Origin of the sequence: Pararhodobacter zhoushanensis, from assembly GCF_003990445.1 — a bacterium.
GTDB lineage: Bacteria > Pseudomonadota > Alphaproteobacteria > Rhodobacterales > Rhodobacteraceae > Pararhodobacter > Pararhodobacter zhoushanensis.
Map to the genome: position 1 here is coordinate 42,224 of NZ_REEZ01000001.1, position 14,707 is coordinate 56,930.

11 protein-coding genes and 1 tRNA gene are annotated in these 14,707 nt (G+C 64.5%); 8 read left to right on the forward strand and 4 right to left on the reverse strand.

The window, feature by feature from the left end:
• The first annotated feature begins 18 nt into the window (after positions 1–18).
• The 6 genes from EAE28_RS00225 (at position 19) to EAE28_RS00250 (ending at position 7,836) form a co-directional block, all read left to right on the forward strand.
• Positions 19–1,980, forward strand: coding sequence for a CocE/NonD family hydrolase (locus EAE28_RS00225; RefSeq protein ID WP_127103810.1), 1,962 nt, complete (start codon positions 19–21; stop codon positions 1,978–1,980).
• A 141-nt stretch (positions 1,981–2,121) separates the two neighbouring features.
• Positions 2,122–3,708, forward strand: coding sequence for an ABC transporter substrate-binding protein (locus EAE28_RS00230; protein ID WP_127103811.1), 1,587 nt, complete (start codon positions 2,122–2,124; stop codon positions 3,706–3,708).
• Positions 3,709–3,714: 6 nt separating this feature from the next.
• A complete protein-coding gene (locus EAE28_RS00235; RefSeq protein WP_127103812.1) occupies positions 3,715–4,671 on the forward strand; it encodes an ABC transporter permease in 957 nt (318 codons plus the stop codon).
• Positions 4,668–5,486, forward strand: a complete 819-nt coding sequence (locus EAE28_RS00240; RefSeq protein WP_127103813.1) for an ABC transporter permease — start codon at positions 4,668–4,670, stop codon at positions 5,484–5,486. Before EAE28_RS00235 ends, EAE28_RS00240 begins: the two co-directional genes overlap by 4 nt.
• On the forward strand, positions 5,479–7,116 hold the full coding sequence (locus tag EAE28_RS00245; protein ID WP_127103814.1) for an ABC transporter ATP-binding protein: 1,638 nt from the start codon (positions 5,479–5,481) through the stop codon (positions 7,114–7,116). The genes EAE28_RS00240 and EAE28_RS00245 overlap by 8 nt, the downstream gene beginning before the upstream one ends.
• A gap of 90 nt (positions 7,117–7,206) precedes the next feature.
• The gene (locus tag EAE28_RS00250) at positions 7,207–7,836 is read left to right on the forward strand and encodes a thiamine phosphate synthase (protein ID WP_127103815.1); all 630 of its coding nucleotides are present in this window, start codon (positions 7,207–7,209) and stop codon (positions 7,834–7,836) included.
• A gap of 177 nt (positions 7,837–8,013) precedes the next feature.
• Here EAE28_RS00250 and EAE28_RS00255 read toward each other — a convergent pair whose 3' ends face one another.
• From EAE28_RS00255 to EAE28_RS00270, 4 genes are all read right to left on the reverse strand, one after another.
• The gene (locus EAE28_RS00255; RefSeq protein WP_127103816.1) at positions 8,014–9,483 is read right to left on the reverse strand and encodes a carboxypeptidase M32; all 1,470 of its coding nucleotides are present in this window, start codon (positions 9,481–9,483) and stop codon (positions 8,014–8,016) included.
• Positions 9,480–10,625 carry a heme A synthase gene (gene ctaA / locus EAE28_RS00260; RefSeq protein WP_127103817.1) on the reverse strand — a complete coding sequence of 382 codons (1,146 nt, stop codon included), beginning with the start codon at positions 10,623–10,625 and terminating at the stop codon, positions 9,480–9,482. The genes EAE28_RS00255 and ctaA overlap by 4 nt, the downstream gene beginning before the upstream one ends.
• A 48-nt stretch (positions 10,626–10,673) precedes the next feature.
• Positions 10,674–11,438, reverse strand: coding sequence for an RNA methyltransferase (locus EAE28_RS00265; protein WP_425466751.1), 765 nt, complete (start codon positions 11,436–11,438; stop codon positions 10,674–10,676).
• A 61-nt stretch (positions 11,439–11,499) separates the two neighbouring features.
• Positions 11,500–12,663 carry a BaiN/RdsA family NAD(P)/FAD-dependent oxidoreductase gene (locus tag EAE28_RS00270; protein WP_164736497.1) on the reverse strand — a complete coding sequence of 388 codons (1,164 nt, stop codon included), beginning with the start codon at positions 12,661–12,663 and terminating at the stop codon, positions 11,500–11,502.
• 338 nt (positions 12,664–13,001) lie between these two features.
• Here EAE28_RS00270 and EAE28_RS00275 point away from each other — a divergent pair.
• Both EAE28_RS00275 and EAE28_RS00280 read left to right on the forward strand, forming a co-directional pair.
• Positions 13,002–13,076 (forward strand) — tRNA-Gln (locus tag EAE28_RS00275).
• Positions 13,077–13,756: 680 nt separating this feature from the next.
• On the forward strand, positions 13,757–14,704 hold the full coding sequence (locus EAE28_RS00280) for a TAXI family TRAP transporter solute-binding subunit (protein WP_127103820.1): 948 nt from the start codon (positions 13,757–13,759) through the stop codon (positions 14,702–14,704).
• Positions 14,705–14,707 lie beyond the last annotated feature (3 nt).

Sequence of the window (14,707 nt, forward strand, 5' to 3'; positions counted from 1 at the left end):
GCCAATCGAGAGAACTTTGTGGACCTTATCGACCAAGACGACCTTATCATCCCCCTGCCCGATGGCACGCGCCTGTCCGCCCGGCTCTGGCGACCGGCGAGCGGACCAGCCGTTCCCGCTGTTCTGGAATACATCCCCTACCGCAAACGCGACAACACGCTGCCGCGCGATGAGACAATCCACCCGTGGATGGCGGCGCAGGGTTATGCCTGCCTGCGGGTGGACATTCGCGGCAACGGCGATAGCGAAGGCGTTTTCGACGACGAATATTCGGCGCAGGAACTGCAAGACGCCTGCGACGTGATCGCCTGGATAGCGGCGCAGGACTGGTGCAGCGGCGCGGTCGGGATGATGGGCAAAAGCTGGGGCGGGTTCAATTGCCTGCAGACCGCCTTCCTGAACCCGCCTGCGCTGAAGGCCGTGGTCAGCGTGTGCGCCACCGTGGACCGCTTTGCCGATGACATCCACTACAAGGGTGGCTGCCTTCTGGGTGAGAATTTCGGCTGGGGCTCTTTGATGCTGTCCTACGCCGCGCGCCCCGCCGACCCGCTGTTGCGGGCGGACTGGCGCGAGGATTTCCGCCAGCGTCTTGCCACGTTGCCGCATCTGACGGAACTTTGGTCCAGCCATCAGGCGCGCGACGACTATTGGAAGCACGGCTCGGTCTGCGAGGATTACACCCGCATGAAAGCCGCCGTGCTGACGGTGGGTGGCTGGAACGACAACTACATGAACGCCCCCGCGCATCTGGTTGAAAACATTGCGATGGGCAAAGCGATCGTCGGCCCTTGGGTCCACCAGTATCCGCATACTGCCGTGCCCGCGCCGCGCATAGGCTTCCTGACCGAAATGAAGAGCTGGTGGGATTGCTGGCTGAAGGGCATTGAGAACGGGGCCGAGAGCTGGCCCAATTACCGCGCCTATATGCTGACCAGCGCGCCGCCCGATCCCTCGGCGGCCGAACGGCCCGGATATTGGGTTGCGGCGAGCCTGCCCTCGCCTGACGTTGAGCCTCTGACGCTGCCCTTGGGGGCTGGCAGTGTGCTTGGCGGCGACGGGGCACCCGATGTGACGATTGCCACGCCGCAGACGTTGGGGATCACCTCGGGTGAGTTCTTCCCCATGGGCCTGAACGCCGAGATGCCCGGCGATCAGCGCGCCGATGACGCGCTGTCGGTGTGCTTCGAGCAAGCCTGCCCCGAGGGCCTGCGGCTGCTGGGTGCGCCGCGTCTGACGGTGACGCTCAGCGCCGATCAGCCCTTTGGTTTTCTGGTCGCGCGGTTGTGTGATGTCGCGCCGGATGGCTCGTCGACGCGAATCGCGCATGGCATGCTGAACCTGCACCACCGCTGCGATCCGCCCGAACCGCTGGTTCCCGGCGAGGCGATCACCGTCACATTGACGCTGGATCAATGCGCCTATGACCTCGCGCCCGGCCACCGCTTGCGGCTGGCGCTGTCCAACAGCTACTGGCCGTTCGTCTGGCCCTCACCCGCAAAGGTTGCATTGCACCTCACCGCAGGCGCGCTCGACCTGCCGCACTATACCGGCGCGGCACCGGGCTGGACCTTTGCCGACCCCGAAGCCGTACCCGCTTCAAGGCTGCTCCCCCTCACACCCGGCCGCGACACGCGACGGCGCGAGATTGACCTGCTGAGCGGTGTTGAACGGTTGATCGTCAGCGCTGACAGCGGGGAATCCAAAAACCCCGACCACGGGCTGTGTACCCATGACACGATGGTCGAAACATGGGAGACTCACCCCGACAATCCCTTGGCCGCACGTGCCGAGGTCGTCTGGACTCAACGCTTCCAGCGCGACACGTGGAGCGTGCAAACCGAGGTGAAGGCGACTCAGACATGCGACGCCGAGGCGCTGATCTTGCACGCGACGGTCACCGCTTACATCAAGGACGGCTCGGAAGTACCGGAAATCATCGAAAGAAATTTTAGTACGCGTGTTGCGCGTACCCACGTATGATTGTTACAGTTACCGGCAACATAATCGTTGATTGCTTCGCAAATCCGCTGTTATTGATTTATCAGTCAACAAAAATCGGGCGCCACTAATGGTGTTCAACACGATGCGCTTCCACAGCGAAGCCTTCTCAGGGAGAAACCGATGAACGACGAATTCCGCTATCTGCTTGCGCGCGCTGCCCGTGGCAAACTGGACCGCCGCGCCTTTCTCGGGCGCGCCGCCGCGCTCGGCGTGGCCAGCACCGCTGCCACCGGGCTTTTGTCCAAGGCCGTTCTGGCCCAGGGACCGCGCAGCGGTGGCCGTCTGGTGATGGGCATGCAGGGCGGTGAAAGCACCAACTCGCTGGACCCGGCACAAGCCGCCAGCCAGGTGCCGTTCACCTACGCCTATTGCACCGGCGAGACGATGCTGATCATCGACCCGCAGGGCAACCTGGTGCCCAAGCTGGCCGAAGAATGGGAAGCTTCGGCTGACGCGCAGACCTGGCGCTTCAAGATCCGCAGCGGGGTCGAGTTCCACAACGGCCAGACCCTGACCGCCGAGGATGTCGCGCAAACCCTGCGCCGCCACTCGAACGAGGATTCGCAGTCGGGTGCGCTGGGGATCATGCGGGGCGTGTCGTCCATCGCGGTCGAGGGCGACTGGGTCGTTCTGCAAACCACCACGCCGAACGCTGACCTTCCTTACCTGCTGGCCGATTATCACCTGGTAATTCAGCCCAATGGCGGCTTTGACGATCCGAACGCCGGTATCTTCACCGGCCCGTACAAATGGGCCGAGAACGAGCCGGGCGTGCGTCACGTCATGGAAAAATTCGCCAACCACTGGGATCCCAGCGTCGGCCATTTCGACAGCATCGAGATCCTGGTGATCAACGACGCGACGGCGCGGAACTCGGCCCTGCAGTCGGGTCAGGTCCAGCTGATCAACCGCGTCGAGCCGCGGGTTGCCGGTCTGCTGGCGCGCGCGCCGAACGTGTCGGTGCAATCCACCGCCGGGCGCGGGCACTATGTGTTCATCATGCATTGCAACACCGCGCCCTTTGACAACCACGACCTGCGCATGGCGCTGAAACTGGCCATCGACCGCGAAGACATGGTTGAGCGGATTCTGCGCGGCTATGGCTCGGTCGGGAACGACATGCCGATCAACGCCGCCTACCCGCTGTTCGATGACACCATCCCGCAGCGCACCTATGATCCGGATCAGGCGCGCTTCCACTATGAGCGTTCGGGCCATTCCGGTCCCATCCAGCTGCGCACCTCGGAAGTCGCCTTCCCGGGCGCCATCGACGCCGCCCAGCTGTTTCAGGAAAGCGCCGCTGCCGCCGGGATCGAGCTGGAGATCATCCGCGAGCCGGGTGATGGCTATTGGTCGGAAACCTGGAACGTGCAACCGTTCAGCGCCTCGTACTGGGGTGGCCGTCCGGTGCAGGACCAGATGTATTCGACCGCCTATCTGTCGAACGCCGACTGGAACGATACCCGCTTCTTCAACGAGCGTTTCGACAGCCTGCTGATCGAAGCACGCGGTGAGCTGGACCAGACGCGCCGCAAGGCGATCTACAGCGAAATGGGCACGATGGTGCGTGACGACGGTGGCCTGATCGCACCGATGTTCAACGATTTCATCGACGCGCATAACGACCAGATCGCCGGCTGGGAGTCGAACCCCTCGGCCGAGCTGATGGCCGGGCGAGCCCCCATCATGATGTGGTCGGCGACGTAAGCGCCGATGCATCCGATCCTCAAAGTGGTGATCCAGCGCCTTGCGCTGGGTCTCCTGCTTCTTCTGGCAGCGTCGGTGCTGATCTTTATCGGTACGCAGATCCTGCCCGGAGACGTGGCTCAAGCGATCCTTGGGCAAGGGGCGACCGAGCAAGCCCTGACCAATATGCGCGCAGAGATGGGCCTCGACCGGCCCGCCTATATCCGATATTTTGAATGGCTTTACAATGCGTTGCACGGCGACCTTGGTGTCGCCCTGTCGAACGGACGCGATATCGCGGACTCGATCGGTCAACGCATGGGCAACACCCTCTTCCTTGCCTCTGTCGCCGCCGTGATCTCGGTCCCGCTGGCGATCCTGCTTGGCCTTGTCGCCGTGCGCTACCGCGATCGCTGGCCTGACCGGCTGATCTCGGCGATCACGCTGACCACGATCTCGCTGCCCGAATTCCTGCTAGGCTATGTGTTGATGTATATCTTCGCGGTCAAGCTGGGCTGGTTCCCCTCGGTGTCCAACATCAACAGCTCGATGTCGTTCTGGCAAAAGCTGAACGCCGTCGCCCTGCCCGCCATGGTGCTCACGCTGGTGGTTCTGGCGCATATGATGCGCATGACCCGCGCGGCGATTCTGAACGTCATGCAGTCGGCCTATATCGAAACCGCCGAGCTGAAGGGCCTGCGCCGCCTGACCCTGATCGCCCGCCACGCCATGCCGAACGCCATCGCGCCCATCGTCAACGTGGTGATGATCAACCTTGCCTATCTGGTGGTCGGCGTCGTGGTGATCGAGGTGGTCTTTGTCTATCCCGGCATGGGCCAGTATCTGGTCGACCATGTGTCCAAACGCGATGTGCCGGTGGTACAGGCCTGCGGGCTGATCTTTGCGACCATCTACATCGGCCTGAACCTGACCGCCGACATCGTGTCGATCCTGTCCAACCCAAGATTGAGGCATCCTAAATGAAGGGCATTCCGCTTTCCGCCCTTCTGGGGCTATTCATCACCGGGCTGTATTTTCTGGCCGCGATCTTCGCGCCCTGGATCGCACCCTACGGCATGTCGCAGATCGTCGGCGATGTCTGGGAGCCGGCCTCAAGCCAGTTCTGGCTGGGCACCGACAATCTGGGCCGCGACCTGCTGACCCGCATGATCTATGGCGGGCAGACGACGATCTTCGTCGCCACCATGGCGACGGCGGTGTCGTTCACGCTGGGCTCGATCCTGGGCTTTACGGCAGCCGTTTATGGCGGCGTGACCGATCAGGTGATGTCGCGCCTGAACGATCTGGTCATGTCGATCCCGACGCTGATCTTCGCGCTGGTGGTACTGTCGGTGATGCCCGTCACCCTGCCCGTGCTGATCCTTGTCATGGGCCTGCTCGACTCGACTCGCGTCTTCCGCCTGTCGCGGGCCGTGGCGGTGGACATCAACGTGATGGACTTTGTCGAGGCCGCGCGCCTGCGCGGTGAAGGCCAGCGCTGGGTGATCTTCCGCGAGATCCTGCCCAACGCCCTGTCGCCGCTGGTCGCCGAACTGGGCCTGCGCTTCATCTTCGCCATTCTCTTTATCTCGACCCTCTCGTTCCTTGGCCTGGGCATCCAGCCGCCGTCAGCGGACTGGGGCGGCATCGTCAAGGAAAACCGTGAAGGCATCGTCTATGGCATTCCGGCGGCACTGATCCCCGCGATTGCCATCGTCACCTTGTCGATCTCGGTCAATCTGGTGGCTGACTGGGCGCTCAACCGCACCACCAGCCTGAAGGGAGGCCGTGGTGGCTGACACTCTCTTAGAGATCAAGAACCTGCGCATCGAAGCGACGGTCTACGCGCCGGGCGAAAAACCCCGCAACGCGGTGATCGTCGATGACGTCTCGCTGGCGCTGGAACGCGGCAAGGTGATGGGGCTGATCGGCGAATCCGGGGCGGGGAAATCCACCATCGGGCTGGCCGCGCTGGCCTACGGGCGCGGTGGTATCCGGCTGTCGGGTGGTGAGATCGTGCTCAACGGTCGCCAGATCCGCGGTGCCGGGGCCGGAACCCTGCGCAGTCTGCGCGGGCGCGAGGTCACCTATGTCGCGCAATCCGCCGCCGCCGCTTTCAATCCGGCCAAGCGGTTGATGGAGCAGGTCATCGAGGCCACGCTGCACCACGGCCTGATGTCGCAATCCGAGGCCGAGGCGCGCGCCGTCGATCTGTTCCGCACCCTGTCCCTGCCTGACCCTGAATCCTTTGGCCGCCGCTACCCGCATCAAGTCTCGGGCGGGCAGCTGCAACGGGCGATGACGGCGATGGCGCTCTGCCCCAAGCCGGATCTGGTGATCTTCGACGAGCCGACAACGGCACTGGATGTGACCACGCAGATCGACGTGCTGGCCGCGATCAAGACGGCAATTGCCGAAACGGGTGTGGCGGCGCTCTATATCACGCATGATCTGGCGGTGGTGGCGCAGGTGTCCGATGAGATCATGGTGCTGCGTCAGGGCAAGATGGTTGAGCATGGCACCGTCCAACAGATCATCGAAGCGCCGCGCGAAGACTACACCAAGGCGCTGATCTCGGTCCGCTCGATTGACCACAAGGAAAAGCTGCCCAGCCCCGCGCCGCTGCTGACGGTGCAGAACGTCAGCGCCCGCTATGGGCTGATCGGCAAGGACGTGCTCAGCGATGTCTCTGTCGAGGTCCATCCGGGCCAGACGCTGGCGTTGGTGGGCGAGTCAGGGTCGGGCAAGTCGACCATGGCGCGGGTGATCACCGGCCTCTTGCCACCGCGCAAGGGCGAGATCTTGTTCGAGGGTAAAGCCCTGCCCCCGGCGCTGAAAAACCGTTCGCGCGAGGAGTTGCGTGAGTTGCAGATGATCTACCAGATGGCCGATGTGGCCATGAACCCGCGCCAGACGGTCGCGGCGATCATCGGGCGGCCGCTGGAGTTCTACTTCGGCCTGCGTGGCAAGGCGCGCGATCAGCGCGTGCAGGAGCTGCTCGATGCCATCGAGCTGGGCAAGGGTTTTGGCGACCGCTATCCGGCCGAGCTGTCAGGCGGTCAGAAGCAACGCGTGTGCATCGCGCGCGCGCTGGCGGCCAAGCCGAAGCTGATCATCTGCGACGAGGTCACCTCGGCGCTGGACCCGCTGGTGGCGGATGGGATCCTCAAGCTGCTGCTCGATCTGCAAAAGCGTGAGGGGGTGGCGTATCTGTTCATCACCCATGACATCGCCACGGTCCGCGCCATCGCTGACAGCATCGCAGTGATGTACCAGGGCCGTGTGCAGCGCTACGGGCCGAAAAGCGACGTGCTGGCACCGCCGTTCGATGACTACACCGACCTGTTGCTGTCCTCGGTGCCGGAAATGAAGCTGGGCTGGCTGGAGCATGTCATCGAGACCCGCAAGATGACCAGCGCCGGCAACTGAGAGCCGCCGAAACGGAACCGCCCGGCCGAGGAGCATTGCGCGCCTCGCCGGGCGCGTCTATTGAGGGCCGAATTGCCCGAGGTTTCCCCGATGTCCGACACCACCCCCGAACGCCCGCAGCTCTACCTGATCACGCCCGCCGCGTTTGATCCCGACGTCTTTGCACCGCGCCTCGCACGGGTGCTCGACGGGGTCGAGGTCGCTTGCCTGCGTCTGGCGATGGCCGGTCAGGACGAGGATGCGATCTCGCGCGCCGCGGATGCGCTGCGCGAAGTGGCCCATGCGCGCGACATCGCGCTGGTGATCGAGCGGCATGTGGTGCTGGCCGAAAGGCTGGGGCTGGATGGCGTGCACCTGCCGCAAGGCGCGCGCGACCTGCGCAAACTGCGCAAGACGCTGGGCGACGACGCGATCATCGGCACCGCCTGCGGCACCTCACGCCATGACGGGCTGACGGCGGCCGAGGCCGGGGCGGATTACGTCGCCTTCGGGCCGATGGGCGAGACCGGGCTGGGCACCGGCGGCGTGGCGGATATCGAGCTGTTCTCGTGGTGGTCGGAAGTGATCGAAGTGCCGGTCGTCGCCGAAGGCGCGCTGACGCAGGCCCTGGTCGAAACCCTGACGCCGATCACCGATTTCTTTGCCATCGGCGATGAGATCTGGGGCCAGGACGATCCTTTGGCGGCGCTCAAGACCCTCGTCGCGCCTGCGGGCTACTGAGGCAGGGGGGCCAGCCCCCCTCTTCGCTTTCAGCGAATTCACCCCCCGGGATATTTCAGGAGCAAAGAGGCGCGTTAACCTTTCGTTAAGCCCCCTCTTTGCTCTGCTAAATATCCACGGGGATCCTTAAGGGGGGCATGCCCCCCTTAAGCGGGGTGCGGGGCTGGCCCCGCCGCGTTACACACCGTAGATCGCGCCGAATTTTTCTTCCAGATAGTCCAGCAGCGGCCCCTCGTCCGGCTCGAACCCACAGGCCTGCGTGATGGTATCGCGCGGCTCGCGCAGGCCGCCGTGTTGTTGCAGCTTCTCGCGCAGCCAGGCGGTAGCGACGGTCGGTTGACCGGCGGCCAGTGCTGCATCAATGTCGGGCAGATCGTTGCGCAGGGCTTTCATCAGGCAGCCGGCATAGACGTTCCCCAGCGCATAGGTGGGGAAATAGCCAAACAGCCCAACCGACCAGTGCACATCCTGCAGCATGCCGTGCGACGGCCGGTCCACGGCCACGCCGAAGTCGGCCACGAAGCGGTCGTTCCACGCCGCTTCCAGATCGCCGGGCGTCAGGTCGCCCGCGATCAGCGCGCGTTCCAGATCGAAGCGCATCATGATGTGCAGATTGTACTGAACCTCATCGGACTCGGTGCGGATATAGCCCGGCTGCACTCGGTTAACCGCCCCGTAAAACGCCGTCGGGTCCATGCCCAGATCGCCGAATTCGGCGCTCATCTGGGTGTGCAGCCAGCCGGTCAGCGCCTTTGAGCGCCCCAGCTGGTTTTCATAGATCCGGCTCTGGCTCTCGTGCACGCCCATCGAGACCCCCTCGCCCAGCGGCGAATAGCGGTACGCGGGGTCGATGTTCTGCTCGTAGCAGGCGTGGCCGACCTCGTGGATGGTCGAATAGAGGCAGTTGAACGGGTCATTCTCGGCCACCCGCGTGGTGATGCGGACATCGCCGCCCGACCCCGACGAGAACGGGTGCACGGCCATATCGATACGACCATGGGCGAAATCATAGCCGTAGATCTCGGCAAGCTTGGTGCTCAGGCGCAACTGGCCCTCGCGGCCAAAGCTGCCGGTCAGCGGCTTGGGTTGATACGCCGCCCCCAGCACCTTTTCGCGCAGTGCGACCAGACGCGGGCGCATCCGGGCGAACATGGCGCCGATTTCGTCGCCGGTAATGCCGGGCTCGTAATCCGCCAGGAGCGAATCGTAGAGATCGCCGTTTTGCGCCAGTGCGGCGGCTTCCTCGCGCTTGAGCGCGATCACCCGTTCCAGCGTCGGCAGGAAATGCGCGACGTCGTCCTTGGCGCGGGCCTCGGCCCAGGTGCCCTGCGCGACCGAGGTCACACGCGCCAGCTCGGACGCCAGTTTGGCCGGTACGCGGGTGTTGCGCCCGTAAGAGCGGCGGACGTGGCGCAGCAGAGCTTCGCCCTTGGCGTCGGGGGCGACGGCGTCGGCCAGCCATTCGCCCAGCTGCGGGTCGGTGCGGCGGGCATGCAGCACTTCCTCCAGCGCCGCCATTTCCTCGCCACGCTGCTCGGCAGCGCCGCGCGGCATGACAGTTTCCTGATCCCAGCCCAGACGGCCCATGACTTGCGCCAGCGACCAGCTGGTGCGCTCATGCGCGGCGATGTTGTCGAAAGCGCTCATGCGGCCCCCCGGATGGTGCGACCCAGCGGATACTGGGCCAGATAACGGGCGCGGATGATCAGCACCCAGAGAAGCACGGCCATCAGCTGATGCGCGATGCCCAGTTCCAGCGGCGCACCGTGCATCACCGTGACGATGCCCAGCACGATCTGCAGTGCCAGCGCGCCCATGACCATATGGAAGGCCTTGCGCGTGTCAGCGTATGAGCTGCGACGACCGCGCGTCCAGACGAACACCCCATAGAATGCGACGATATAGCCCGAGACGCGGTGGATGAACTGCACCGTGCCGTCATTCTCAAAGAGGTTGCGCCAGACCGGTGTCAGATCCCACATGCCGGGTGGGAAAATACCGCCCGCCATCAACGGCCAGTCGGTATAGCCGCGCCCGGCGTCGATCCCGGCAACCAGCGCGCCCAGCAGGATCTGCAGGAAGGCGAAATGCATCAACCCTGTGGCCATCGAGAACAACCGCCCCTCGCGCGCCCGGCGGGCTTGCAGCAGCTGCGCCTCGGGTCGGCCCAGAAGCAGCGTGTACCACGCGATCACGCCGAGGATGACAAAGGCCAGTCCCAGATGCAGTGCCAGACGGTACGAGGCGACCGAGATCACCCCTTCCCCCTGCGTGATGCCCGAGGACACCATCCACCAGCCAATCGCGCCCTGCACGCCCCCCAGCGCGCCGGGCAGGATCAGCCGCCCGGTCCAGCCGCTGGGAATGCGGCGGGTTGCCCAGAAGAACAGGAAACCCACCGCCCAGACCAACCCGACCGCGCGGCCCAGCTGGCGGTGCGACCATTCCCACCAGTAGATCTGCTTGAACTCGCCCAGCGTCATCTCGGCGTTGAGCAGGTGGAACTGGTCGATCTGCTGATACAGGTCGAATTCCGACTGCCAGTCTGCCTGTGACATCGGCGGCAGTGCACCGGACAAAGGCCGCCATTCGGTGATCGACAACCCAGAGTCCGTCAGCCGGGTCATGCCGCCGACGGTGATCATCGCCAGCACCATGACGAACAGCAGGCCCAGCCAGATCTGGATCGCGCGGCGCGCGCCTTTGGGGGCTTCGATCCCCGCCCGGCGCGCGGGCGTCGCGGCCTGAGCCGGGGCGGCGGTTTCCTCGAAAATGGGGCGTTTCGCCATGCGCAGGCTCCTTGGTTCGCGCCAAATTAGGACCGGGGCCTCAGGGCTTCAAGAGCGCCCGCGCACCAGTTGCCGCAAGATCCCGTGCAACGTCTGGGCTTCGGACCGGGTCATGCCCCAGCGCCCCAGCATGTTGCGCAGGTTCATCTTCATGAAAGGCGCTTTTTCCGGCGGGTGAAAGAAATTGGCCGCTTCGAGCTTTTCCTCGAAATGGTCGCCCAGCTTTTCCAGCTCGATCGCGCTGGCCAGATCGGTTCCGGCCAGATCCAGCCGCATACCGGGCACATCGGTGCCCTGACGCATCCACTCATAGGCCGTCAGCAACACGCATTGCGCCAGATTGAGCGAATAGAAACCGGGGTTTACCGGCACGGTGATGATCGCGTTGGCATGGGCGACATCGTCGTTCTCAAGCCCGGCGCGTTCCGGCCCGAACAGCACCGCCACCCGCTTGCCCGCCGCGATCATCGCGCGGGCTTCGGCCATCGCGGTTTCGGGCGTGAGCACCGGCTTGACCAGCCCGCGGCTGCGCGCGGTGGTGGCATAGACGTAATCGCAATCCGCCACGGCCGCGCCGACATCGCCGAAGACCCCGGCGTGGTCCAGCACCACGCTGGCGCCCGAGGCCATCGCTGTGGCGGCCGGGTTCGGCCAGCCATCGCGCGGCGCGACAAGGCGCATGTGTTCCAGACCGAAGTTCAGCATCGCCCGCGCCGCAGCGCCGATGTTCTCGCCCATTTGCGGGCGGGTGAGGACCACCAGAGGCACCTGCCCCAGCTCGGTCGACAGCTCTTTCATCGTGTTCACCTTCATCCTGCCCGCTTACAGCCGCCCGCGCCGCCGTGCAAGCAAGCGCGCCGCGGCAAAGCGCCTCTCAGACCGCCTGCCCCGCCGCCCAGCCCGAGGACCACGCCCATTGGAAATTATACCCGCCGAGCCAGCCGGTCACATCGACCACCTCGCCGATGAAATAAAGGCCGGGCACGGCGCGCGCCTGCATCGTCTTGGCATCCAGCGCCGTGGTGTCCACGCCGCCCAGCGTGACCTCGGCGGTGCGCCAGCCCTCGGTGCCCGCCGGGGTCAGATGCCAGCGGTGGGTCGCGTCGCTCAGACGTTGCAGCGCGGCTTTGGATTGGATGGCCAGCTTGCCCGACAGCCCGGCCCGCTCGGTGATCGCGCGCGCCAGCTTGTCAGGCAGATCCAGCGCATTCGCCAGCTCACGCGCGCCGCGCTCAGCCCGTGCCGCCTGCGCCTCGGCCCCCAGATCGCGGCCCAAGGCCAGATCGACGGTGATCTCCTGCCCCTCGCGCCAATAGCTTGAGATTTGCAGGATCGACGGGCCCGACAGGCCCCGGTGGGTGAACAGCATCCCCTCTTCAAAGACGATTTTCGCGCCCTTCACCCCGACCCGCGCCTGCACGCTCACCCCCGCCAGCGCCTTCATCCCGTCGAGCTGCGCATCGGTGAAGGTCAGCGGCACCAGACCCGGACGCGGCTCGATCACCGGCAGGCCGAAGGCCTCGGCGATCTGATAGCCCATGCCGGAGGCCCCCATCTTGGGGATCGACTTGCCGCCCGTTGCCACGACCACAGACGCAGCCTTCAGCACGCCCTGATCCGTCTCAACCTCGAACCCCGGCCGCACCGCCCTGACCGAGACACCCAGCCGCAGTTCGCCCCCCGCCTCGGCCAGATCGCGCAGCAGCATGTCCACCACCTGCCGCGCCGATCCGTCACAGAACAGCTGCCCCAGCGTCTTCTCATGCCAGGCGATTCCCGCCCGGTCGATGCGCGCGATGAAATCGCGCTGGGTGTAGCGGCGCAGGGCGGACAGCGCAAAGCGCGGGTTTTGTGACAGGAAACGCTCGGGCGCGATCTGCAGGTTGGTGAAATTGCACCGGCCACCGCCCGAGATGCGGATCTTCTCGCCCGGTGCCTTGGCGTGATCCAGCACCAGCACGCGGCGCCCGCGACGCCCTGCTTCGATGGCGCACATAAGGCCCGCGGCCCCTGCGCCCAGTACGATCACATCCCACATAGCCACCGTCTCCCATAATCGCGCCCTCGTACACCGCGCAGGCCTGACTGAACAGTCGCGCGACAGCAGGCGGCGGGCAAAGGGAACGCCAGCCGCTGCCGAGGTGAGAGATTCGGGTGGGCCGAGGGTCTGTATTGGCGCTTTTCAGCGGGTTGGCCGGGGTGAATGCCCCCGTCTTTGTCGCCCCATAGCAAAAAATTTGTGCCCCCGAGCCGCGTTCTTTTCCAAGTTTCTCAGGGCCGCGCAGCGCGACGCCCGCGCCGTCGCACAAACTGTCACATTTTTTTCCCAAGCCCCTCTTGCGGCCCCCATGCCTGTTGGGTAAATACCGCCGCAGTTGGGGCGTGGCCAAGTGGTAAGGCATCGGTTTTTGGTACCGTGTACCGTAGGTTCGAATCCTACCGCCCCAGCCAACTCATTCCTTGTGTGAATTGAACGCCTTGGCGACACCAGCAGTGGTGTATCCTTGCGTGTCCACCTGTGGAGCCTTCGTCAGATCAGCGAGGGTTTGCCGATGCTCTTGGCCCCAGACGACGCCCGCGACACCCTTCTTTCTGAACGCTTTTTCGACGCTCCTTTCGGGTGACCGCCCAGCGTCTCACCCGCTGCACGTCGCTGGTTAAGGTTAGAGGAGACGAGGGAGCGAGCGGGGAGCGGCACTGGCCGTACGTGAAAGACGCACGGTGCCGGGGATCTTCACCGCCAGGATCGTGCCGTTTGTGACGGATTAGATCTGCGCACTTTCGCCACTTCCGGCGCGGGAAGCGCCAGACCCGTGGGGCAGAGCTCATGCCGAGACGAGGCTGGTGATTTTGGGGCAGCCTACGATTCCCCGTTAATCTCATTTATCAAGATTTTCGATCCCAAGCATTTCAGCAAAACTCCCGCCACACCTCGCTTGTTGGGTAAAATCGAGGTGCCTCCAGTGGGAAGGTCGCAGCATAAACCGGAACAAAGCATCACCGATCGCGCATCCTCTCTTGCGCGAGAGGGATTCAAGCTTGCCTAAAAGGCCAACACCGGTAGTCTTCCAGTCTCACAGGGGGAGATTCTTGCCGAATTCTCGGTCAACGAAAACACTAGGGAGGAAGACATGCTCAGAACACTCATCGCGGCAGGCTTGGGCCTTGGACTGGCTGCAACGGCGGCGTCCGGCCAAACCGTCGGTATCGCCACCTCGAATCCGGGGTCGCTGTTTTACAACATTGGCACCGCCGTCGCGAACGCGGCCAACAATTCCGGGCTCAACACCACCATCCAGCCCGCCACCAGCCCCAACCAGTTCATTCCCTATCTGAACTCGGGCGGGATCGAATTCGGAGTCGCCAACCTGCAAGAGGTCAATTACGCTTTCTCAGGCGAGGCCTGGTGGAACGGTGTGCAGAACCCCAACCTCAGGATCGTCGGCATGCTGATGCCGCTCAACGAAGCGATCTTCGTGCGGGCGGACAGTGGCATCATGACGCTTGAAGACCTGCGCGGACAGCCGATGACGGATGGCTACACCGCCCAGAACACGATCCTGCCGCAGCTTGATGCGATCTATGCAACCGCCGGGATGACGCGGGACGAGATGACCGGCGTGAACGTCGCATCGGTGGTTGCCGGTGCCGATGCCTTCATTTCGGGTGACGCCGTTGGCTTCATCTTTGCCCATGGCGCTGGCAAGGTTCGCGAGGCTGATGCGGCCGTCGGCGGCTTGCGCGCCCTGACCGTGACGGATTCCTCCGAGGCCGGCCTCGCGGCAGCGCGGGCTTTCTGGCCCACGGCGTCCTTTGTGACGATGGCCGCCGGGTCCGCGCCCGGTGTGCTTGAGGACGGCGTCTATATCTCGTTCCCGCAGGTGGTCTTTACCAATGCCAGCGTGTCCGATGATGTGGTCTACGCCATGGCCCGGGCGATGTACGAAGGGCGCGACGATATGATCGCCGTGTTCCCGCCGTTCGGCGCCTTCGACCCTGAAAGCATGCACGGTGATCCCGGCGTGGTTCCGTTCCACCCGGGTGCGCTTCGGTTCTTCACCGAAGCCGGCCTGAACTGAGGG

What these genes read in the sequence shown, in the direction of transcription:
- EAE28_RS00230 (WP_127103811.1), top strand. Translation starts at nt 2,122, where the DNA reads ATGAACGACGAATTCCGCTATCTGCTTGCGCGCGCTGCCCGTGGCAAA.
- EAE28_RS00235 (WP_127103812.1), top strand. Translation starts at nt 3,715, where the DNA reads ATGCATCCGATCCTCAAAGTGGTGATCCAGCGCCTTGCGCTGGGTCTC.
- EAE28_RS00240 (WP_127103813.1), top strand. Translation starts at nt 4,668, where the DNA reads ATGAAGGGCATTCCGCTTTCCGCCCTTCTGGGGCTATTCATCACCGGG.
- EAE28_RS00250 (WP_127103815.1), top strand. Translation starts at nt 7,207, where the DNA reads ATGTCCGACACCACCCCCGAACGCCCGCAGCTCTACCTGATCACGCCC.
- EAE28_RS00255 (WP_127103816.1), bottom strand. Translation starts at nt 9,483, where the DNA reads ATGAGCGCTTTCGACAACATCGCCGCGCATGAGCGCACCAGCTGGTCG.
- ctaA (WP_127103817.1), bottom strand. Translation starts at nt 10,625, where the DNA reads ATGGCGAAACGCCCCATTTTCGAGGAAACCGCCGCCCCGGCTCAGGCC.
- EAE28_RS00265 (WP_425466751.1), bottom strand. Translation starts at nt 11,438, where the DNA reads ATGAAGGTGAACACGATGAAAGAGCTGTCGACCGAGCTGGGGCAGGTG.
- EAE28_RS00270 (WP_164736497.1), bottom strand. Translation starts at nt 12,663, where the DNA reads ATGTGGGATGTGATCGTACTGGGCGCAGGGGCCGCGGGCCTTATGTGC.
- EAE28_RS00280 (WP_127103820.1), top strand. Translation starts at nt 13,757, where the DNA reads ATGCTCAGAACACTCATCGCGGCAGGCTTGGGCCTTGGACTGGCTGCA.